This is a genomic window from Allobacillus saliphilus, from assembly GCF_018138385.1.
Lineage (GTDB): Bacteria > Bacillota > Bacilli > Bacillales > Alkalibacillaceae > Allobacillus > Allobacillus saliphilus.
In genome coordinates this window covers 45,811-67,854 of the sequence record NZ_JAGSIE010000009.1, presented here as the reverse complement: position 1 = coordinate 67,854, position 22,044 = coordinate 45,811, and the positions used below count along the sequence as shown (strand labels likewise).

Here is a 22,044-nt window from a genome sequence, read left to right as displayed (position 1 = left end):
CTGATGGTGTGTGATATTCACAATAATCATGTAAAGTGATTCGTTCGTTCGCAAGATTAATGAATCACCATCCGAAATCCATCAATTTTTTGCCAGAAAAGCCTGAATCCTTCACATCTTTATTGCACTTTCAGTATACTGAATAGTCAGTTTAGCGTCAAGCAATAACATTATAGCCATTAATCAACGCAGAAAAAGAAGTAAGCAAGAGTAGTATGCACAAAAAAGGATCATCCAATTCATAAAATGAACTGGTGATCCCTTCTTTTGCTAACGAACCGATTTAGCACCGAGGTACCGTGATTTCCAATAGTTATTTTCTAACTGACTAATCGTTACCCCCGATGAGGCACCTGCATGAATGAACTTCCCGTTACCAAGATAAATACCTGCGTGTGAAGGTCCTGATCGGTATGTTTCAAAAAACACTAAATCACCAATGCTCGGTTGAGCGACGGATTGCGACGAATTCCAAATAGCACTTACTGTTCTTGGCAGTGAGACCCCGTGCTGTTTATATACATATTGTAAAAATCCACTACAATCAAATCCTGTAGGAGTTTCACCACCCCATACATAAGGTGTTCCAATATAAGCTTGAGCTGTTGCCATGACTGATGCATGGCTAGCTTGTTTTTGCGTTGTCTTCATTTTCGTACCGGATTGTTCTTTCTTCTTTGGTGAAGAACTCAGTTGTGTCACTTGCTGCCTGTTGGTCGACCTATTGGGAGATTCTACTTGCTGGACAGTCGGTTCAGGCGTACGCATTGTATCCAGTGCTAAATCAAAGCCTTCGATGCTTCCATAGATCACCAACGCTTCTCTTGTTTTTACACCTGCGATTCCATCAATGGTAAATTCGTAATAACCAAAGTATTTCAGTGCGCGTTGAACGTTTTTAACCCGATTAGACTGTTCACCATATGTTATTTTTTCAGCATGGCGCCGAATAGATTCGTGATGATGTTGATCCATTTCATCTTCCAGGGCAAGAATGGTTTCATCATTTACCTCACCGCTAACCTCAAGAGAGTGTTCTAATTGAAAGCTCTTCACAGCATGCTCAGTCAAAATATTATAGTTCGGTGTAAACTCGCCTTGATAATGTCTAAGTACTTTTAATTTTCGTTGCAATTCAACAACCGCTTGTTCATGGTCTCCATACTTCAATTGTTTTAGCTCTGATAACTGTTCTTTCGTTTGAGCGTCAACGGGCACATGAAGGATGAGGGGTGAACTAATGGCCAAACTTCCAGCAACGGTTCCCAACAACATTGGTCTTCCTCTTTTTTTGCGTAACATCTTTTCATCACCCTTTGCACTTTGATATTAAAACTTTTATGAATGGGCTAGAATAATTATTCAAATATTACTCATTTGTTATATGATTGTCATATTAAAATTCATAAACATATCCGCATTTTCTCTACCATCTATGTGCAATGTTAGGTACAATATGAATAAGAAACAGATAGGGAGGCATTTGCGTTGAATAAAAATGAGCAAGCTTATTTAAATTTATGCAAGCAAGTAATGGAAAATGGCTCTGATCGAGATGATCGAACAAAAACAGGTACTAGGTCGATCTTCGGTTATCAAATGCGCTTTGATCTAAAAGAAAACTTTCCATTATTGACAACGAAGAAGGTGCCTCTTCGGTTAATTGTCAGTGAATTGCTTTGGTTTATTAAAGGTGATACAAATATTCGATATTTATTGGAACATAACAACAACATATGGAACGAATGGGCGTTTAAGTCCTGGGTGGAAAGTGATGAATATGACGGACCAGACATGACGGATTTCGGTATCCGGTCACAGAAGGACGACGAGTTTAAAAAACAGTATGAAGAACAGTTAGCAATCTTCAAAGAAAACATTTTAACGGATGATGCATTTGCTCGTCGCTTTGGTGAGCTAGGAGACGTATATGGAAAACAGTGGCGAGACTGGCGTGGACCGGCGGATGAAACAGTCGATCAACTAAAGCAAGTGATTGAACAAATTAAACAGAACCCTCAATCAAGAAGGTTAATTGTTTCTGCATGGAATCCAATCGATGTGCCATCAATGGCTTTACCGCCTTGTCATACATTATTTCAGTTCTATGTAGATGAAGGAAAACTCTCTTGTCAGCTCTACCAAAGAAGTGGCGATGTTTTCCTTGGCATCCCATTTAATATTGCAAGTTACGCGTTATTGACTCACCTTGTCGCGCATGAATGTAACCTTGAGGTCGGTGAATTTATTCACACGATTGGAGATGCTCATATTTACCATAACCATTTCGAACAAGTGAAAACGCTGCTTTCCCGTACGCCAAAAGCGGGACCAACGTTGGCTTTAAATCAAGATAAACAACGTATTTTCGATTTTGATGTAGAGGATATTCAAATTAAGGATTATCAACCACACCCACCAATTAAAGCACCTGTCGCTGTTTAAGGAGTGATTACAATATGTATTCATTAATGGTTGCATTTGATGAAAATCAGGTCATTGGCTATCGAAATGGTATGCCATGGCATCTACCGAACGATCTAAAATATTTCAAAAAAATGACTACTGGCAAACCAATCGTAATGGGACGAAAGACGTTTGAGTCCATTGGTAGACCCTTACCGAATAGAGAGAATATTATTATGACAAGGGATGAAAACTACCAACAAGAAGGATGTACCATCATTCATTCATGGGACGAGCTTGAACGATTTAATGATCATGATGAAATCATAATCATTGGTGGAGCACAGCTATTCGAGAAGGCAATTGACTTTGTTGGCCGAATGTATGTCACAATCATCCATGAAACATTTGAAGGAGATAGCTATTTCCCAAAAGTCAATTGGAATTACTGGGAGGAAGTGTCCAAGCAAAAAGGTATTGTTGATGAAAAAAATAAACACGAACATGATTTTTATGTATACGAACGAAAATAAACCATGAATATTTTGTAAAAAATGAAGCTTATGTTTGCAATATTTCCCCAAATCGGTGAAAATAAGAAGGTAACAGATTAAGAAATGGCAGGTGTAAGCCGTGCATATAGGGATTCCAGGATTGATATTAATTGTATTGATTCTACTTGTATTGTTTGGTCCCAAAAAGCTGCCTGAGTTAGGTAAAGCATTTGGACAAACATTGAAGGAATTCAAAAATTCCACAAAAAATGAAAAAGAAGATGAAAAGGACCATCATCGTTAATTAAAATAAACTAATTTATCATCGCGAGGTGAAGGCTATGTCACTTGGAGGAATTGGTATTCCTGGCTTGATTTTAATTCTAATTGTTGCTTTATTGGTATTTGGACCTTCGAAGCTTCCGGAGATTGGTAAAGCGTTCGGTAGTACGTTGAAGGAATTCAAAAAAGCAACAAATGATTTAGTGAATGATGACTCTTCATCAAAAGATCAAAAAGATGCAAATCAAAAAGATCAACTATAAGTTGGGAACTGGAAGGTGTAAGGAACCCCTTACATCTTCTTTTGTTCGTAATACTTAATTTGATTCGTTCGAAATTGTAAGCTTTGTCGTTAGAAGGGTGAAAGATATGGCAAAAAACACACAAACTATTCCAGATGATATGCATTGGACAAGTCATCTAGGGGAATTGAGAAAAAGATTATTCATTTCTCTAGGTGTATTCATTGTTTTTTTTGGTCTCGGATTCTATTTCGCAAAAGATATCTATTTTTATGTTGAAGGTGATGTACCCTTTCAGCTCACAATTTTGAGCCCATTTGAAATTATATGGGTCTACATTATGATTGCTACGATGGCAGGACTGATGATCACCTTGCCTTTTTTTGGATTGCAATTATGGTTGTTCATAAGTCCAGGCTTGACGAAAAAGGAACGAAAAGTGAGCTTGATGTATATTCCGGCAATGTTCCTGTTATTCGTATTAGGTCTAGCTTTTGGGTTCTTTTTTATTAAAGATCTAATCTTGCATTTTCTTTTGGATTTAAGTGAAGGCGTCGTACAAGAGATGTACACAGCTAAAAACTACTTTAAATTCATTATGCAAACAACTATTCCTTTTGCACTCTTCTTTGAAGTACCTTTAATCGCTATGTTTTTGACGAGTTTAGGTATTTTAGATCCACAAGTAATGAAAAAGACAAGGAAGTATGCTTATTTAATTCTTGTTATTCTAGGGGCAATGTTATCTCCCCCAGATTTCGTGTTACAGTTACTTGTTGCTGGGCCGCTAATTTTGTTATATGAGATTGCGATATTCATGTCCGGTATCGTTTATCGAAGAAGAATGAAACATTTGAAAGCACTTTATACAGATACTGATGAATAACGTAGGTGAGTTTAATTGAGAAGTTTCTATCATTTTGCCATGGGCTATCGAGGGATCCGGAATCGACATGATCATCAAAAACTACTGGCTGACTGGATGTTTCACGAACATGATTTTCCAAAGCAAACAACCAGTTACGCAGAGCTGACAGATTATCTTGAATTCAATAGCCCTTTTCCGGAAGCACTATCCGTTTTCGATGAAATGTGGTCGGAATACTTAAATTATGAGGTTAACTAACTAAAAGCTGTACTCAAGTCATGAGTTTTGACTAGCTGAGTGCAGCTTTTCATTTAGAAACAATTACAAATGCGTCTGACAAATATCTTGAAACACCACCCGACTATCGTCTAGGATAATAGTAAGGAATAGAGAAGAGGTGAAGGGATGTCCAATCAGTTTGTCATGCAATGGAAAATCATTACAGGTGGTCAAGAACAACGAATCTCTGAAGAAAACGACTTATTTGAAATAACCTTTGATGGATATCAAATATTTCCAATGGAAGAGCCGATTGATATTCAACGTTCTATTGATTCAGACCAGATTGGCACTGCAAAAGTTGTCAAATTATCCTTTTCTAAAGGACTGACCATTTGCCAATATCAATTAATTTCATTGTATAGCGTCAATTAATGACAGAATCCTTTCATAATCATGTCGAAAGTATGAGTTTCCTGCGGTTTCCCAGGAAATAATAAGGGGAAATAGTATGCACATCACCACCGATTGGAATGAGCACTTAGCTCATGAGTTTAACAAGTCGTATTTCCAACAATTAATACAAGAAGTACAGCATGCCTATGAGAAAGAATCCGTTTTCCCAGCGAAAGAGGATTTATTCCGAGCATTCAATGAAACATCGTTTGAACAAACAAAAGTGGTCATCATCGGGCAAGATCCTTACCACGGTGTTAATCAAGCAAACGGATTAAGTTTCTCTGTAGCAAAAGGACAACCGATCCCACCATCATTACGAAACATTTTTAAAGAATTGAGTGACGACATGCAAATTGCAGAACCAACTCACGGTGACTTAACGAGTTGGGCAAATCAAGGCGTTCTCTTGCTGAATTCGGTTCTAACCGTAAGAAATGGAGAGGCGTTCTCACACCGACATTTAGGTTGGGAACAGTTTACAGACCATGTTATCGAGGAAATTAGTATGCATAAAGAAAATGTTGTTTTTATTCTTTGGGGAAAACATGCATTAAAAAAAGGACAAACCATTAATCCATTCAAACATCTTGTAATCCATTCTGCACATCCAAGTCCTTTATCCGCATATAGAGGTTTCTTTGGAAGCAAACCGTTCTCTAAAACGAATCAATACTTAATTGAGAAGAATAAAAATCCAATTGATTGGCGATTATCATAAAATCGCCCATACGTGATAGCTGTCCCATTCGTAGACTATAAGTAGTAGTTTATGAGGAGGTTTTCTTTATGTATCCTTTTGGTTTTTATCAACAGCCGCCGGCACAGAAACCGCCATTTTTGCAACAAGCGCTCAATTACTTGCCTATTAAGACACAGGAAGCACCACCATACGCAATGGCTCAAAACATAGGCCCGTATGCGCAAACAGGTAGTCTTGTAAATTCAATTACAAAAGTTCATAAAGGTTTACAAATTGTTCAGCAGGTTCTGCCTATTTGGAAACAATATGCACCACTAATTAAAAACGCACCGATGTTAATTGATATGGCTAAGATCATGTTAACGGAAGAGTTAGATGATGAATTAGAAGATTCTGAAGCTGAAGAGAATCAAGATGAAGATGTTATTCAATCAGCTGAATCTGATGAACAGCCACAACAAAAACAACCAAATATAAACGAACCTAAAAAAGAGATTGACGGAATTCCAGGACCTAAACTATATATTTAGCTATTCAGAAAGGAGTCAATTATGGAACAACAATTTAAAAAAGCAACATTTGCAGGAGGATGCTTCTGGTGTATGGTCGAACCATTTGATCGGAGACCTGGAATAGAAAAAATCGTTTCTGGTTACACAGGTGGATCTGTCGAGAACCCAACTTATCAAGAAGTCTCTTCGGAAACGACTGGACACCTAGAAGCCGTTCAAATCACATACAATCCAAACATTTTTCCTTACGATGAGTTGTTGGAGATTTACTGGCAACAAATTGATCCAACTGATGCAGAAGGTCAGTTTGCAGATCGAGGAGAGTCTTACAAACCTGCTATTTTTTATCATGATGATGAACAAAGGCAATTAGCCGAGCAATCAAAACAAAAAATCGAAGAGAGCAATAAATTCGACCAACCAATCGTCGTTGAAATTCGTCCAGCAGAAACATTTTACGAAGCTGAAGAAGAACATCAAGATTATTACAAGAAAAATTCATTTCATTATCAACTTTATAAAAAAGGGTCAGGAAGAAAGCAATTCATCGAGTCCAACTGGAAAAACAAAGATAAGGAAGAGCTTCGTAACCGTCTGAATGAAATGCAATATACTGTAACACAAGAAGACGGTACAGAACCACCTTATAAAAACGAATTTTGGGATCATGAAGAAGATGGAATTTATGTAGATATCGTAAGTGGCGAACCACTATTTTCTTCAACAGATAAGTATGATGCTAATTGTGGTTGGCCAAGCTTTACTAAACCGATCGCGCCATTGAATGAAGAGTTAGATACTTCATTTGGTATGCGCAGAGTGGAAGTGCGAAGTGGACATGCTGACTCACACCTTGGTCATGTGTTTAATGACGGACCTCAGGAAGAAGGCGGAATGCGATACTGCATTAATTCTGCAGCATTACGATTTATTCCAAAAGAAGATTTAGAAAAAGAAGGATATGGAAGGTATAAACAGTTATTTAACTAAGCTCTAAAATCTAATCAAACGTTTGATTGAAAAGAGGTAGAAAAGACGATGATTCACAAAACATGGAATGATCATCAAACACTAAAAGAAATTACATGTGTTAATACAGACGCGGAAAAGTTTACCGTTACTGAATGTCTTACTGTAGGAAAGACGTATCAAGTCAAAAATGAAACGGAAGAATTTTATTTTGTGATCGATGATACAGGTAAAATGGGCGGATTCTACAAAAACTATTTTGAAGAATAAACTGTTCAGCATAAAAAAGAGAGTTACACAAACTACTGTAGTCATTCTTTGTGAATGAACAACAGGGAGGTGTACTCTCTTTTTTTATGATTGGCTTTGTTAAAATCCGTTGTTGATATTGTGATCCGCTACCGGTGGAAGCTTTTACCCACAGGGCATAAGGCGACATCTGCGATTCTTCGCAGTGTCTTCTATACCGCGGGCACGGATCGAGCCTCCTCGGAAGAAAGGCACTTCCTGCGGGGTCTCGAGACTCGTGCTGTTCCCGCAGGACTCGCCACCTTCGCTTCTCACAATTCAACAACTCAGTGTACATCATTCGAAAATCAACACTAAATCTTAACAGAGACTAATGATTATATATAATAATTAGCCAAGAAAATCCCTAATACATCCTCATAAATATTATCAAATTGACTGATGGGTAGAGGATTGACACCTTTACCTAATTCAATGGTGTAACCTGGTCTTTGAAAATCTTGAATAAACCAATCTTTATAGCCTGCATGGCTATCAACATATCGAATCGGTGTGTACGAACTAACTCGTTGATACTCTAATACAATCTGTTCCGCTTCAGGTGGCTCAAAACCTTCATATCCCCAAAAAATCACTTCGCCTTGAGTATGAAGCGCCAGCACTCGATCAAATTGTTCTTCAAGCGCGAGATTATATAAAGCTAATGCTTCTGGTTCAGTTAATGGACCATAGCCGGGAAAATTTCGTGGTTGAGGAGATTTAGGCTTTCGTTGTTGCTCAATCATCCAACCTGCCGGGTATTGATTGTTCAAATCAACTCCTCTAATATTGGCCTTCCATGAACGGAAATCGTTGCTTCCGTTATTTATTTCAATTACTTGATCACGAATTTCTTGATCGCTCGGTAATTGTCCATTTACTAAATCGACACCATCCGGATTGACTAATGGAACAATTGAAAGTCGCACATCTCTAAAAAATGCATTCATATCAATACCCCGAAGTGGTTCTTGATTAACCATTGAATAAGCATAATCTTCTATGAATGCCATAAGTACATTTGTTGTAATCGACTCATTGGCATGAAAGGACCCATTGATATGAACAAGTTTATTTCCTGTTCCGATTTGCAGCTCATAAATTGGCTTTCCTAAAACAGATTCGCCAATTGTTCGAAGTTCCATAAAAGGATAACGTGAGATTAGCAACATCAATTCATCTTCAACACGGTCAGATGTATATGATGTGTGCACATCTGTAATTCGTTGTTCTGATAATTCGGGAATGCGTACTGTTTGACCGATTGCAAGTCTCATCGGATCAACCTGGTTACTAATCAATAACTGCTCAAGGGGTACATCGTACTCTATACCTATTCGGTAAAGCGTATCCCCTGATTGAATCACATGAGTAGTTGCTTCATAACCAGGTATTTTCACAACTTGACCCGGAATCAACCGATCAGGTTCTAAAAAACGATTGGATTTCACTAGTAAATCCACTGAAATACCAAACGCTTGTGAAAGACGATAAAACGTCATTTCAGGTTGAACAATAATTTCCAAAAATATCCCTCCAAATGTATGATCAATCCTTGGGTGATTGAACGGGTAAATAATAAGCCAACCTATAAAAAAGCCCAATGAACTGATATAGAATATGCGACCGATGGAGGACTGTTGCAACTTTAACGAAAAGTACATATAATTTTCATGGAGAGGGTTTATTTCTGTTTGGTGGTTGTTTAAAATAGTGGTAGGATAAAGATATATATGAATAAGGAGGAATTATTGTGGCATTTGTCATTACATCACCGTGTAAAGATGAAAGAGCGGGTGAATGTGTCGAAGTATGTCCTGTTGACTGTATCGAAGAAGGTAAGGACATGTTCTATATAGATCCGGATATTTGTATCGACTGTGGCGCTTGCGAAGCTGTTTGTCCAGTTGAAGCCATTTATCATGAGGATGAAGTACCTGAGGAAGAAACTGAATACATCGAGCTAAACAGAAGGTTCTTCCAAGAGTAGTAAGCCATCGAAACAAAGCAAGAGGCTGGATGTTTATTCAGCCTCTTTTTAGTGTATAAATTCAGCAAGAAATATTTCATTAAAAACATACATAGGGGAATCCATATGATTTATACAGATAACTTCCGAAAATCAGAACAATATTTTTCAATTGTCCGGTGGCTTATATTTATCGGAGTAACTTTTCTTGTTTACTATTCAACGTATTTAGATTACCTCAAATCACAAGAGGATTTATTTTTATACTTCATTGGATTCGCTTTCGTTTATACATTAGTCATCCAAGTCATTTTGTGGATTAAGCCATTATTCCACAAGTTCCATCGCGTATTTGCTGTCGTTTCAGTCGGCATGGATTTACTCGCCATTTTGTGGTTAGTTTTAATTACTGGTGGCGTAAATAGTCTATTTTCGCCTTTTTTACTGCTTGTAATTATTCATGGACTCATATACTGGCGCCTCATTGGGTTTCTTTTCATTTTTGGATTAATCTTCATCGGATTTACCGGTATCTGGATCTTTCAAGAGCAATATACGGACGGATGGCACTTATGGGTATACGGTTTTCATATGATTTTTCTAGCGTTAGTAGGAATTTCATTATTCATCGTCACAAAGCAACGGAAACCAGAACCACGTGAAATTCATTATTTTGATGATGCGGTCGTTAAAGATCCTCTAACTGGTTTGTATAATCACCGTTCTTTTCACAATACGACGGAAAAACTTATACAAAACGAATGGACGTTTTCACTTATTTTAATTGATATAGATGAATTTGATCATCTTAATCAGAAATATGGTTACATTATTGGTGACCACATTTTAACTGCATTTGGTCATACACTTAGACATTCCATTTCACGCAATGACGGCTACTGCTTCCGTTACGGTGGCGAGGATTTTGCTGTTCTAGCTTTTTCAACGGATTTACAAGAAATCCAAAAAGCCATCACATTCTGGAATAATGACTTTAACACGAACCTCGAATCGATAAAAGAACTTGAAGGTGAACAGGTTACACTCAGCTACGGTATCGCAATCAATGAGAAAGACGATACGAAAGAAGACCTGTTAAACCGAGCAACGAACCATTTGCGACTTGCTAAGCAAAAAGGTAAGAACCAAATTGTGCATGATTAAAAGCTGAAACAATCTAGAAAAACGACAAGACTAGGGAGATCGAGAACATGGGTAATCAAGTAATGAACAAATCAAATACGATTAATTTCGATCCATTATTGAAAATATTGTCAGAGAATAAACACCATGAACTGAGCGATAAGGTAATTGACTTGTATGAAAAGTGGCAGAAGAAAGAAGTGACTATTGGATTTACTGGCCATTTTTCCGCTGGTAAATCATCGATGGTTAACGCTCTATTAGGTGAAACAATCTTACCTTCCAGCCCGATCCCAACGAGTGCGAATATTGTAGAGATTAGGGCAGGAGAAGATAAGGCTGTTTATCAATTGAATGATGGTACATATACTGAAGATGACCATGTTAATGAGCAACGAATTAAACAGCTATCTAAAAATGGCGACATCGTACAGTCCGTTCAAATTTATAAACAAAATGATTTTTTGCGCGACCAAGTAACGATTATGGACACTCCAGGGATTGACTCTTCGGACGACGCTGAATTCGACCGTACGTTAAATCAAATTCATTTAATTGATTTATTCATTTATGTAATGGATTACAATCATGTGCTGTCTGAAGTGAATTTTCGATTTTTAAAAGAGTTGGAACGTCGAGAAGTTCCTTATATGATTGTGATTAACCAAATCGATAAACATCGTGAGAAAGAGTTGCTGTTTGATTCATATAAACAACGATTAAGAGTCAGCTATGAAGAATGGAGCTTGTATCCAGAAGCTATGTTTTTTACTTCATTGAAGGATACAGAATCTCCATTGAATCAATTTTATGTATTTAAAGATACGTTACAACAGCGAATGGTGGAATTACCGAATCAGTTAGATTCAAAAATCAAACGAGAATTAGACTTAATCATCGAACAATGGGAAAGCGACCATTCAGGAAACACAGGGCAAGAACAATTGTTGAACCGTTTAGAGTTGATTGAAGAACAGAAAGAAAATATTCAACACAAAATGAATACTGTTAAACAGTCGCTTCAGAAAGAGTTGGATGCCATTTTATCCAATGCTTATTTAATGACCTTTGAAACACGAGAGTTAGCAAAGGAATACTTATATTCCCAGCAACAGAACTTTAAAGTCGGTGGACTTTTTGCAAAGAAAAAGACCGAAGCAGAAAAACGAGAAAGAACGGATCAATTCTTACATCAATTAAATAATCGCATTCAATCTGAAATGGTTTGGGCTGTTCGTTCCCACTTAGAAAAGAACGTGCGTGAGCTTACGAATGAAAAGGAACTTTTACAGCAAGTTCAAGAAATTTCGTTTCAAGCAGACCAAGAGTTAATTGAAAGTAACGTAAACCCGTCTGCCCAAGTTACGGGTGATTACGTATTGATTTATACGAAAGCGTTACACCAATCGATTCAACAACAATCGATTCAAAAGTTTCTTCCATTGATCGAATCGATTAGTGAAAAGAAGTCATCTGAATTCCATCGTCAACTAGACGAACTTGTTCAGGAACAGAATTCGATCCGTGCAGAGACCAATCAAGATTTTGTTAAAGAAATCAAACAAGTGGTCACTCAATTACGGAGTCAGTTGTTTGAACCGAATGATACTCAACAGGCTAATGAGGAAACAAACAAGGCGTGGCAAGAAAAGGTGAGTCACCGGAAGAAGAAAAGTCTTGAAAAACTCGTTCAGGCAGCAGATGATCATCAATTGGATGAAACAATTACACCAACAGAACCATTCATGCAAGAAATATCCAATCAATCATTGGATTACACACAAATTGAATCTGATACGAAGGCAATCATCCACCAAGCCGAGCAATTACCGATTATCGATCAATTGACAACGAAGTTAAAAGCTCGTTTTAAACAGGTCCAAGAAAAAGAGTATACCGTCGCATTATTCGGAGCTTTCAGTGCGGGTAAGTCGTCGTTTGCCAATGTTATGCTCGGTAATTCATTATTACCTGTTTCGCCAAACCCGACAACTGCTGCTATCAATAAAATCAGACCTGTATCAAATGATCATGAGCACGGAAAAGTTATCGTACGTTTTAAATCCGATGAAATGCTTCAGGAACAATTGCAACAAATTCTTGAGCCATATACCCGAAAGAAGTTCACTAGTATTCCCGAGATTACAAAGTATTTAAAGAAGGAATGGGATACATTAAGAACGTACTTCGAACGAACGGAAGCTTCCTTTATTGATGCCTATTTAAAAGGAATCCAACAAGCAAAAACATGGCTCAGTCAAACAAAAGAGGAAACGTTAAATACATTTTCAGACTATGTGACAAAAGAACATATATCTTGTTTCGTCCAAGAAGTAGAGATCTTCTATGATTGTGCACTAACACAAGAAGGAATCACTCTTGTGGATACACCTGGAGCGGACTCCATCCATGCAAGACATACGAATGTTTCGCTTCAATATATTAGACAAGCTGATGTTATTTTGTATGTCAATTATTACAACCATGCCTTTTCGCGTGCTGACCGTGAATTTTTGAGACAACTAGGTAGACTAAGTCAGACAATAACTGCTGGAAAAATGTTTTTCGTTTTAAATGCAGCCGATTTAGCGGATTCAGAACAAGAATTAAATGACGTTAAAAACTATTTGAAATCCCAGCTAAAACAATACGGAATTGGACAACCAGCAATATTCCCAATCTCCAGTAAAGAGCTTTTGACAGAACAACCAGCCGAATTTGCTGTTCAACAACTAGATCAACTTCAAACAGTTTTTTATCAGTTTATGGATTTGGGTGCGAAAGGAATTGTCTTTCAAAACCTTATTGGTGAACTAACTCATTTACAACAATTTATTGCACAAACGATTCGGGAAGCAAGCTTGACTGAATCTGAAAAGCAAAAAACACTGTCCAGAGGGTTAGAAGAAAGAAATGAACTCGAGTCGAAGCTAGCTAGTTTTGATGTTGGCGTATTAGAAAATCAGCTTACTCAAGAAGCCACTGAGCTAACGCACTATTTAGCGGAGCGGATTGATATCCAGTCGATTGAATGGTTAAAGGCAACGATCAATCCAGCAGTGATTCAATCAAATGGAAAAAAAGGAAAAGAAGAGCTAGCCAGTGCTTTGCAACAAACCGTTCAATTCATTCGACAAAAATTAACGAAAGAATGGTATGAAATCGACATTTTACTGGATGACCAAATGAATCGGATTAAAAATCAGTTGATTGATGAATTCAATGAATTCATTGAAGAAAGCTTTCCGCAAGAGAAGTTATTCTTTGAAACGGAAAATTATACAGGTACAGAATTACCGACATTTTCATTTCAAATGACGGATGATGAAAAGAAATCTTTCTTAAAATACTTTAAAAACAAAAAAGACTTTTTTGAACATGGTAGCCGAAGTGAATTATTTGAAGAAATCACCCGGTGGATCGGTAATAAGAAAACAGAAGTCATTCAGCAATTTGATGATGCATTACACATTTCATTCGTGAAGAAGTTACATGCAACGAAAAAGCAATTAATGGATGAAACGTTGGAAAACATTGATTTAGAACGGAAACATAAACAATTAATCTTTGAAAGTCAGGAAGTCATCTCATCACTCGAACAGCTACAAACCAATCTAAATGAAGTTCTAGCTGCGCATCGATCCGTATAATTTGTAATCGACAAAAATTATCTTTTAATTTATAATAATCTTAATCTATCAAAGCTAGTAGAATTTTATCTACTAGCTTTTCATATTCTAGGGGGGTACATATGGCTAAGCAAAGCTTTATTCAAGCAGACGATTTGTTCCATATTTCGTCCGTTTCCGATCCACAATTCTCACCAGACGGAAACGAAGCACTTTTCGTCCGAACAGAGATGGATCAAGAGAAAAATACCTATGTCTCAAACTTATATCACTGGGATCGAGCAACAAACAAAGTAAAGGCTTGGACTCATGGTAAAGATAGAGTCTCCGGCATCCAGTGGGGACCTAACGGAGAACAGTTTCTATTTTTATCAACACGAAATGAAAAGAATCAAGTGTTTTTGATGTCCAAAAATGGAGGCGAAGCAAAGCAGATTACCGACGAAGAGAAAGGTGTAAATAGTGCAATCTTTTCACCTGACGGACAAAAAGTAATTTACCATGTGTCTGCAAACAAAGAAGACGAGCAGAATGATGAAGAAAAGAAAGATGAAAAAGAAGAAAAAGATTTTCCAAAACCTAAAGTTATTGAAAGAATGAAATACAAAGCAGACGGAGTTGGATTGTTAGAAGAGAGTTATCAGCAAGTAAAATTACTTGATATTGAAAGCGAAGAAGTTGATACGTTATTAAGTGGCCATCAAAACTTTAGTGTCATGGAATGGATGCCTGATGGTCAGTCTTTTTTCTATGTAACGGATGAAGAGACAGATCAAGATTTTAACTTTAATATGAATCTCTATCGTTATGACATAGACAGTAAGCAATCCACTTTAATCGAAACAGAGGATGGATATGTCGCTGGTTTACGTGTTTCCCCAGATGGAAAACAATTATTATTTGTGGAGATGGGTCGAACCTATGAAAATGCGACTCATACCGAATTATATCATTATGACCTAGAAACAGAGATTAAAACTTGCTTGACAGAAGGGCTAGATGCACCTGTTGGAGATTTTGTCGTGGCTGATATTCAACAGCAACCTGTTTTGCAGCTAATTGTATGGGCTAGCGATCGCGATTTTTATTTTCCTGTCTCAACACAAGGAAATATCGTTCTCTATTACGGCAATGTAGATGGAGAGTTGTATCCAGCTTTACAAGATGACTTTCATATTTATGGGTTTGATGTGAATGGAGAAAACCAACAGGCATTGTTGACGATTAGCACCCCTACAAGTCCAAGCGAGCTTTATTCTTTGGATATTCCAACGGGTAAGTTAGATCAACTCACTCACTTTCACGATTCATTTTTGGAGAAAACGAAGGTAGTTGAACCAGAAGCCATTACCTATACAAGTAAAGATGATTGGACTATTCACGGATGGTTTATGAAACCGGCCGACTATGAAGAAGGTAAAAAATACCCGATGATTGTCAATATTCATGGTGGGCCACACGCTTTTTACGCCAATACATTTTTTCATGAAATGCAATTATTGGCTGCAAAGGGCTACGCAGTCCTATATGTGAATCCTCGTGGAAGCCATAGCTATAGTCAAACTTTCGTCGATGCGGTACGAGGTGACTATGGAAATGGTGATTATGAAGATATTATGAATGGTGTCGATTATATTACCAATCAATATGATTGGATTGATCAAGATCGATTAGGTGTAACTGGAGGCAGTTATGGTGGCTTCATGACAAATTGGATTGTTGGTCACACAGATCGCTTTAAAGCAGCCGTTACGCAGCGGAGTATTTCCAACTGGATTAGTTTCCGCGGCGTCAGTGATATCGGTTACTATTTCAGCGACTGGCAAATTCAAGCAGAATTTTCGGATGTAGAAAAGTTATGGAAACACTCACCAATCGCTTATGTCGACCAAATGGAAACTCCTTTATTGATTATTCATAATGAAAATGATTTTCGCTGTCCAATCGAGCAAGCGGAACAATTGTTTATTGCTTTAAAATATCGTCAGCAAAAAACAAAATTCGTTCGTTTTCCTGAAGCTGATCATAATTTATCGCGAACAGGGAAACCAAACCTACGTATAGAAAGATTGAATCATATTGTCGGTTGGTTTGATGAACATTTACAATAAGTAATACAAAAGCAGCATTCCCGACCATTTCGAGAATGCTGCTTTTTTTAATTCCAGTTCTGATTAATAAATTCATCTCGACCGGATTGTGCACGATCTTTTAAGTAGTGCTCCTCATTCTTTTTATAAAAGTATTGATGTTCTTCTTCTGCAGGATAAAAAGTAGAAGCTTTCAAAATTTCTGTGACAATCGGTTGTTTAAATCGACCGGATTGTTCCAACTCACGCTTCGATTGTTCGGCCACCCGTTTTTGCTCTTCGTTCTGATAAAATATCGCTGTCCGATATTGAGGGCCGCGATCATGAAACTGGCCGCCTGAATCGGTTGGATCAATTTGTTTCCAATAAAGATCCAGAATCAATTCATATGAAATCTTACTTGAATCAAACACAATTTCCACCTCTTCATAATGACCTGAATTTCCTTCTTTCACTTGCTCATATGTAGGCTTTTCTATATGTCCACCCGTATAACCAGAGGTGACGGAGTAAACACCATCCCATTGATCAAATGGTTTTACCATACACCAAAAACATCCACCGGCGAATACGGCTTTTTCTTTATGTTCATCCATCGCATAGCACTCCTTTCATAACATATTAAATTATAGCAGTTGAAAGGTATTCGCAAAATAAAAAAGCCTTGAGTGTTGATGTACACCCAAGACTCCTTCGTCATAACTTCCTTTTTCCTGTAATCAATTGAAAGACAAAAACAATTCCTGCGACAATTAATAATAAATGAATAAGACCTCCAGCGATATCTAGTACAAAACCGATTAACCAGATCGCAAGTATAATTCCTACAATCCACCAAAGCATTTTCTTCACCTCATCATTCTTTGTGTTTATTAATAAAGTACCCTAGAGACACCTTATTAAAACTTCAGTCCTATCGAAAAATTTAATATTTGTTATAATGAAATAAGCGAGCAAAAACAGGGGATGATGAGATGAAAGAAAAATTACAAGCATTAGTTAAGAAAATGAATGAAGATCCAAGTAGGTTAGATCATTTGTCCGCTACCTATAATTTTATCTTAAGTGAAGGCGAAGCGTATTCTGTTGAATTTTTTGAGCGTGGCGTAGAACTGAGTGAAGAAGCTACCGACAAGGCAAAATGTAGCTTGCGACTGAAAGAAGAAAATTTACATAAGTTACTCGATGGGCAACTGAATGCCACATCAGCTTTCATGATGGGGAAAATTAAAGTAGATGGAAATATTGGTCTTGCATTAAAACTACAAAATGTGCTGAACAATTACCGCTAACGATTTAGAGCGGTTCAAGAAGTAAGGAGGTCAATAATGAAAAGAACGATTGTTTTATTTTTGACAATAATATTATTTTTGGCAGCGTGTTCAGAAGAAGAAACACAATATCCAAATCCAAACGATACAGCTGATGAGTATATCGAAAAGTGGATGCAAAATGACTTCGAAGGATTATACAAAAGCTATTTAAGTGAGAATACTAAGACAGCTTTTTCTCATGAAGATTTCGTAGAGCGATATAACCACTTATACGATGCTCTTTCTGTTGATCAAGTTACTATTGAACGCACAGAACCAGTAGAAGAGTTGCCAAATGAAGAGCTTAAAACGATGACGGAATATGAAGTACCTATTCAAATTTCGTTCAACACGTTAGCGGGACAAATTCAATATGAAAATACATTACAGTTGACACGCCCGTTGAATGAAGACGAAGAAGATGAAAAAAGTGAAGAGGATCGTTGGTTTGTTGAATGGGATCCTTCATTCATCATGCCTGGCATGCAGGCAGAAGACGAGGTCCGATACCAAACGACACCGGCATCTCGCGGAGAAATATTGGACCGAAATGGCAATCTCATTGCTGCGAATGGTGAAGTGTATGAAGTCGGCGTAACACCTATGGATTTCAATGAAAATTCTCTTTCAGAATTAGCGAACATCTTGAATGTATCATCTTCGTCCATTAAAGAGAAATATACACAAAGTTGGGTTGATGAAGACCATTTTGTACCCGTAAAGAAATTTATGTTAGACGATGAAGATATTGTAGAAAATGCTGTTGCGATTACGGGTGTATCATCTCGTGTTGTCGTTGACCGCATCTATCCATATAAAGACGTACTAGGACACTTAACGGGATACATTGGACAAGTAACCGCTGAAGATTTGGAAGAGCTTGAAGGAAAAGGCTATTCATCAAGTGATATTGTTGGGAAAAGAGGATTGGAACAATTATATGAAGACCAGCTACGTGGTATTAATGGCGTTGAGCTCTATATCGAGAAACCGGATGGTTCCAAGACACCAATAGCTGCACAGGAAGCAAAAGATGGGGAAGATATAACGGTCACCATTGATGCTGAACTTCAATCAAAATTATATTCCGTTTTGAAAGAAGAGAAAGGTACGGCAACAACAATCGATCCAAAGACAGGAGAAGTAACGAGTTTAGTGAGTTTGCCTAGCTTTGATCCAAACCGATTCGTTCACGGAATTACCGATGAGGAATACAACATGTTATCCGAAGACACTAATCAGCCACTCATTAATCGTTTCTCTTCTACTTATTCACCTGGTTCAACCATGAAACTTTTAACGACGATTGCGGGATTAAATGCAGGAACACTTGATCCGAACGAAGCATTGAAAATAGAAGGAAAGCGTTGGCAAAAAGACGATTCTTGGGGTGATTTTAAAGTAACTCGTGTCAGCACAAATCATACCAATGTCGACCTGGAAACAGGGTTTAAACATTCTGACAATATATACTTTGCTATGCAAGGATTAAAAATGGGTGGCGAAACTTTCCGTAAAGAACTGGAAGCATTAGGGTTTGCAGAATCCATTCCATTTGCTTATCCAATGGCAACATCACAAATATCCAATAGCGGAGAGTTTAGCTCTGAAGGGCAATTAGCTGATTCTGCCTACGGTCAAGGAGAAGTTTTGATTAATATTGTTCATTTATCATCCATTTATGGTGGAATTGCAAATGAAGGAGATGTCCAAAAGCCTCTGTTGCTCAAAGCAGAATCTCCAGAAGTATGGCTCAGTGAAATCACTACTAGTGAAAACGTCGAGCGACTACAAGGATTATTGAGAAAAGTTGTGACGGAAGGAACAGCAAAAGCTGCCGAGATCAACGGTAGAGAGATTGCTGGGAAAACAGGAACAGCTGAGTTAAAAGCTAGCCATGAAGATGAAAATGATGAGCAAAATGGTCTATTCATTTCGTATGATCAAAATAAACCTGATTTCGTTTTAGGAATACTCTTGGAAGGCGTGCAAGATAAAGGCGGAAGCGGGTATGCCGTTGAGAAAGCAAAAATGTTTTATGAAAAAATGAGTCAGTAAATTACAAAAGACTGTAAGGAGGCGATAGCTTCCTTACAGTCTTTTGGTGTTTAGTAACCTAATTCATTTAATACTTGAATTAGTAAATCAGGTCGATCAGTCGTTATGCCATCAGCACCCTTTTCAATTAATCGCCGCATATCTTTCGGATCATTAACCGTCCAATAGTGAAGGTTCATTCCTATTCGCTTTGCTCCTGTAAAAATAGATTCTGTCGTTAAATCAAAACCACTTTCTGCTTGAGGAATTTGTAAGGCCTCTACTTGTGGGCGATAAAAGTTTTTAAGAAAAAACTTGTTGAAAATCACAAACTTCTTTACTTCGTCTCTGCCACCTGACGTTACAACACCAGGACCTGCTTGAGTTCGAAATCGATCGACTACTTCTTGATCAAATGATCCGATAAGTACTTGTTCCCGCATTTCATATGTATTAATTAAGTGAACTAATCGCTTAATAATAGAATCTATTTGATTGTCCGGATTTGTATCTTTAATTTCTAATACAAAATGCATATTAGGAAACCGTTGAAATAATTCTTCGATTGTTATCAGCTGGATCCCCTGGCCACGGTACAGATGTTTTCCGTTCTTCTCAAAATAATAACCAGCATCCAATTGCTTCAATTCCTTTAACGTATAATCCGCAACTCGACCAATCCCGTCTGTCGTCCGGTCGACTGTCGGATCATGGATTGCAATTAAATACCCGTCTTTAGATATATGTATATCCGTTTCAAGTACATCTGCTCCGAGTTCTGTTGCATATTCAAAGGCGATCATCGTATTAGAAGGTCTTAAATGCTCTCCACCTTGATGTGCAATAACTAATGGCTTGTCCCCATTTTCAAAAAAAGGGTGAGCATTGACGTGATGAATTGGTAGGATATTTAAGAGTATGTAAATTGCACCTAAAATCAATAGTAATATACTTAATGTTTTATATGGATTGCGCTTATCTTTTTCCAACTTGATGTCCTCCTTAAAAAGCATTTATTAGTTTGCTATTGTCGAACAATGTTGATGAAACACTTATCATGTTTAGTCAGCCCTCTGGCAGGTAATATGTTAAACGAGACATTATTTTAATATAAAGGAGAGTGGAAAATGGGTAACATTACAGATTCATTAGAATCAATGTTAGACAAATTAATCCAAGCAATTCCGAACGTCATCTATGCACTATTACTTCTATTGTTAGCTTGGATTATCGCTAAAGGTGTAAAAGCCCTCATTACAAAAGTCTTTGTTAAAATGGGCTTTCACAAAGCAATTAGTAAAGCTCCAATTGTACAAAACAAAGAGCAAGGAGAAGATATCCTCAAGATTATCGGTAACATCGTTTACTACCTCATATTCATCCTATTCTTACCATCTATTCTTAATGCATTAGGGATGGATTCTGTAGCCAAACCGATAACGAACATGATGGATCGGATGCTAACCTTTATTCCGAACTTGATTGCAGCAGCAATCATTCTCGTATTAGGTGTATTTATTGCCAGACTTATTAAAGATTTGATATTCAAATTCCTTCAAAGCTTACACATCGATGGTTGGTATCAAAAGTTAAATCCTGATTCAGCAGGTGAGGCACCTAATCAATATGCTTTATCAAATGTATTGGCAAATGTCGTATATGTTCTTGTGTTGATTCCAGTCATTACAATGGCATTAGATGCTTTAAATATTAAATCCATTACAGAACCAGTAACAGAGGTTTTAAATACCGTTCTAAGTATGATTCCGAATATCTTTGTAGCAATTGTGCTAGTCGTATTAGGCTATTACATTGCAAAATTCGTTGGAAACCTATTATTTAGTGTACTCAAAGGGGCAGGCATCGACAGAATTTATCAAGCTGTTGGAGTAAGTGAAACTCAAGAGCCTTCCTTCGATTTATCGAGAGTACTCACAAATATAGTTAAATTTATCATTGTCTTATTCTTTACCGTTGAGGCATTGAACGTCCTACAATTAGAAGTATTGAATAACATTGGTAGTGCTGTTCTTGAATACCTACCATTATTAGTAAGTGCATTACTAATCTTGGGTATTGGCTTCTTTATCGCAAACCTTCTAGACAAATGGATTCGTCAATACACTGGAAGCAAAGCATCTGCAACTATCATTAAGTATGTGATTATTGTATTTGCAGTATTTATGACACTTGACCAGTTACAATTCGCGACTTCAATCGTTAATCTAGGCTTTTTATTAATCCTAGGTGGCCTAATGACGGCATTTGCAATTTCATTTGGTATTGGCGGTAGAGAGTTTGCCAAAAACCAATTAAGTAAAGCTGAAAAGAAAATCAATAAGGAAACACACAAAAATCAACCTGGTTCCAAAGATGAACCACCAACATTATAAACTAGCGAAACCGTCCATATGGCCCAATAGG

At 37.4% G+C, this 22,044-nt stretch carries 23 protein-coding genes; 18 read left to right on the top strand and 5 right to left on the bottom strand.

The window, feature by feature from the left end; all coding sequences use genetic code 11:
* Positions 1 to 270: 270 nt before the first annotated feature.
* Positions 271 to 1,275: a C40 family peptidase gene (locus KC820_RS03480; RefSeq protein ID WP_212368122.1), complete on the bottom strand. Its 1,005-nt coding sequence runs from the start codon at positions 1,273 to 1,275 to the stop codon at positions 271 to 273.
* A gap of 213 nt (positions 1,276 to 1,488) precedes the next feature.
* Between KC820_RS03480 and KC820_RS03475 the strand changes: the two genes are divergently transcribed.
* The 11 genes from KC820_RS03475 to KC820_RS03425 all read left to right on the top strand — a co-directional run bounded on the left by KC820_RS03475 (position 1,489) and on the right by KC820_RS03425 (position 7,421).
* Positions 1,489 to 2,445, top strand: a complete 957-nt coding sequence (locus KC820_RS03475) for a thymidylate synthase (protein ID WP_212368120.1) — start codon at positions 1,489 to 1,491, stop codon at positions 2,443 to 2,445.
* A 14-nt stretch (positions 2,446 to 2,459) separates the two neighbouring features.
* Positions 2,460 to 2,939 (top strand): dihydrofolate reductase, encoded by a 480-nt coding sequence (locus tag KC820_RS03470; RefSeq protein WP_212368118.1) that lies wholly within the window; start codon positions 2,460 to 2,462, stop codon positions 2,937 to 2,939.
* Between the two features lie 100 nt (positions 2,940 to 3,039).
* Positions 3,040 to 3,204, top strand: coding sequence for a twin-arginine translocase TatA/TatE family subunit (gene tatA / locus KC820_RS03465; protein ID WP_144087278.1), 165 nt, complete (start codon positions 3,040 to 3,042; stop codon positions 3,202 to 3,204).
* Positions 3,205 to 3,241: 37 nt separating this feature from the next.
* Entirely contained in the window at positions 3,242 to 3,445 is a 204-nt protein-coding gene (gene tatA, locus KC820_RS03460; protein WP_212368116.1) for a twin-arginine translocase TatA/TatE family subunit, read from the top strand.
* 106 nt (positions 3,446 to 3,551) lie between these two features.
* On the top strand, positions 3,552 to 4,310 hold the full coding sequence (tatC, locus tag KC820_RS03455; RefSeq protein ID WP_144087276.1) for a twin-arginine translocase subunit TatC: 759 nt from the start codon (positions 3,552 to 3,554) through the stop codon (positions 4,308 to 4,310).
* A 15-nt stretch (positions 4,311 to 4,325) separates the two neighbouring features.
* On the top strand, positions 4,326 to 4,550 hold the full coding sequence (locus tag KC820_RS03450) for a YozE family protein (protein ID WP_212368114.1): 225 nt from the start codon (positions 4,326 to 4,328) through the stop codon (positions 4,548 to 4,550).
* A gap of 147 nt (positions 4,551 to 4,697) precedes the next feature.
* Positions 4,698 to 4,946 (top strand): DUF2584 family protein, encoded by a 249-nt coding sequence (locus KC820_RS03445; protein ID WP_212368112.1) that lies wholly within the window; start codon positions 4,698 to 4,700, stop codon positions 4,944 to 4,946.
* A gap of 76 nt (positions 4,947 to 5,022) precedes the next feature.
* The gene (locus tag KC820_RS03440; RefSeq protein WP_212368109.1) at positions 5,023 to 5,688 is read left to right on the top strand and encodes a uracil-DNA glycosylase; all 666 of its coding nucleotides are present in this window, start codon (positions 5,023 to 5,025) and stop codon (positions 5,686 to 5,688) included.
* A 68-nt stretch (positions 5,689 to 5,756) separates the two neighbouring features.
* Complete coding sequence (vrrA, locus tag KC820_RS03435) at positions 5,757 to 6,200, top strand: VrrA/YqfQ family protein (protein WP_212368106.1); 444 nt, start codon at positions 5,757 to 5,759, stop codon at positions 6,198 to 6,200.
* A 21-nt stretch (positions 6,201 to 6,221) separates the two neighbouring features.
* Positions 6,222 to 7,172 carry a peptide-methionine (S)-S-oxide reductase MsrA gene (gene msrA, locus KC820_RS03430; protein WP_212368103.1) on the top strand — a complete coding sequence of 317 codons (951 nt, stop codon included), beginning with the start codon at positions 6,222 to 6,224 and terminating at the stop codon, positions 7,170 to 7,172.
* Positions 7,173 to 7,220: 48 nt separating this feature from the next.
* The gene (locus tag KC820_RS03425) at positions 7,221 to 7,421 is read left to right on the top strand and encodes a DUF6501 family protein (RefSeq protein WP_212368100.1); all 201 of its coding nucleotides are present in this window, start codon (positions 7,221 to 7,223) and stop codon (positions 7,419 to 7,421) included.
* Positions 7,422 to 7,777: 356 nt separating this feature from the next.
* Here KC820_RS03425 and KC820_RS03420 read toward each other — a convergent pair whose 3' ends face one another.
* Positions 7,778 to 8,965 (bottom strand): M14 family metallopeptidase, encoded by a 1,188-nt coding sequence (locus KC820_RS03420; RefSeq protein WP_212368097.1) that lies wholly within the window; start codon positions 8,963 to 8,965, stop codon positions 7,778 to 7,780.
* Positions 8,966 to 9,192: 227 nt separating this feature from the next.
* Here KC820_RS03420 and KC820_RS03415 point away from each other — a divergent pair, with 227 nt between their 5' ends.
* From KC820_RS03415 to KC820_RS03400, 4 genes are all read left to right on the top strand, one after another.
* Positions 9,193 to 9,429 (top strand): indolepyruvate ferredoxin oxidoreductase subunit alpha, encoded by a 237-nt coding sequence (locus KC820_RS03415; protein ID WP_212368094.1) that lies wholly within the window; start codon positions 9,193 to 9,195, stop codon positions 9,427 to 9,429.
* Between the two features lie 105 nt (positions 9,430 to 9,534).
* Positions 9,535 to 10,572, top strand: coding sequence for a GGDEF domain-containing protein (locus KC820_RS03410; RefSeq protein ID WP_212368091.1), 1,038 nt, complete (start codon positions 9,535 to 9,537; stop codon positions 10,570 to 10,572).
* A gap of 47 nt (positions 10,573 to 10,619) precedes the next feature.
* A complete protein-coding gene (locus KC820_RS03405; protein WP_212368088.1) occupies positions 10,620 to 14,201 on the top strand; it encodes a dynamin family protein in 3,582 nt (1,193 codons plus the stop codon).
* A gap of 101 nt (positions 14,202 to 14,302) precedes the next feature.
* On the top strand, positions 14,303 to 16,291 hold the full coding sequence (locus KC820_RS03400) for a S9 family peptidase (RefSeq protein WP_212368085.1): 1,989 nt from the start codon (positions 14,303 to 14,305) through the stop codon (positions 16,289 to 16,291).
* Between the two features lie 47 nt (positions 16,292 to 16,338).
* On the opposite strand, the gene msrA (KC820_RS03395) is transcribed toward KC820_RS03400, so the two are convergent.
* Together msrA (KC820_RS03395) and KC820_RS03390 are read right to left on the bottom strand one after the other, a co-directional pair.
* Positions 16,339 to 16,866, bottom strand: a complete 528-nt coding sequence (msrA, locus tag KC820_RS03395; protein ID WP_212368082.1) for a peptide-methionine (S)-S-oxide reductase MsrA — start codon at positions 16,864 to 16,866, stop codon at positions 16,339 to 16,341.
* Positions 16,867 to 16,966: 100 nt separating this feature from the next.
* A complete protein-coding gene (locus tag KC820_RS03390) occupies positions 16,967 to 17,113 on the bottom strand; it encodes a lmo0937 family membrane protein (protein WP_212368079.1) in 147 nt (48 codons plus the stop codon).
* Between the two features lie 131 nt (positions 17,114 to 17,244).
* Here KC820_RS03390 and KC820_RS03385 point away from each other — a divergent pair, with 131 nt between their 5' ends.
* Together KC820_RS03385 and KC820_RS03380 are read left to right on the top strand one after the other, a co-directional pair.
* Entirely contained in the window at positions 17,245 to 17,562 is a 318-nt protein-coding gene (locus tag KC820_RS03385; RefSeq protein WP_212368076.1) for an SCP2 sterol-binding domain-containing protein, read from the top strand.
* A gap of 36 nt (positions 17,563 to 17,598) precedes the next feature.
* The gene (locus KC820_RS03380) at positions 17,599 to 19,641 is read left to right on the top strand and encodes a penicillin-binding transpeptidase domain-containing protein (RefSeq protein WP_212368074.1); all 2,043 of its coding nucleotides are present in this window, start codon (positions 17,599 to 17,601) and stop codon (positions 19,639 to 19,641) included.
* Positions 19,642 to 19,691: 50 nt separating this feature from the next.
* Here the strand turns inward: KC820_RS03380 and KC820_RS03375 are convergent, their stop codons facing one another.
* Positions 19,692 to 20,609, bottom strand: a complete 918-nt coding sequence (locus KC820_RS03375; RefSeq protein ID WP_212368072.1) for a glycerophosphodiester phosphodiesterase family protein — start codon at positions 20,607 to 20,609, stop codon at positions 19,692 to 19,694.
* A 138-nt stretch (positions 20,610 to 20,747) separates the two neighbouring features.
* Here KC820_RS03375 and KC820_RS03370 point away from each other — a divergent pair, with 138 nt between their 5' ends.
* A complete protein-coding gene (locus tag KC820_RS03370) occupies positions 20,748 to 22,013 on the top strand; it encodes a mechanosensitive ion channel (protein ID WP_212368070.1) in 1,266 nt (421 codons plus the stop codon).
* Positions 22,014 to 22,044 lie beyond the last annotated feature (31 nt).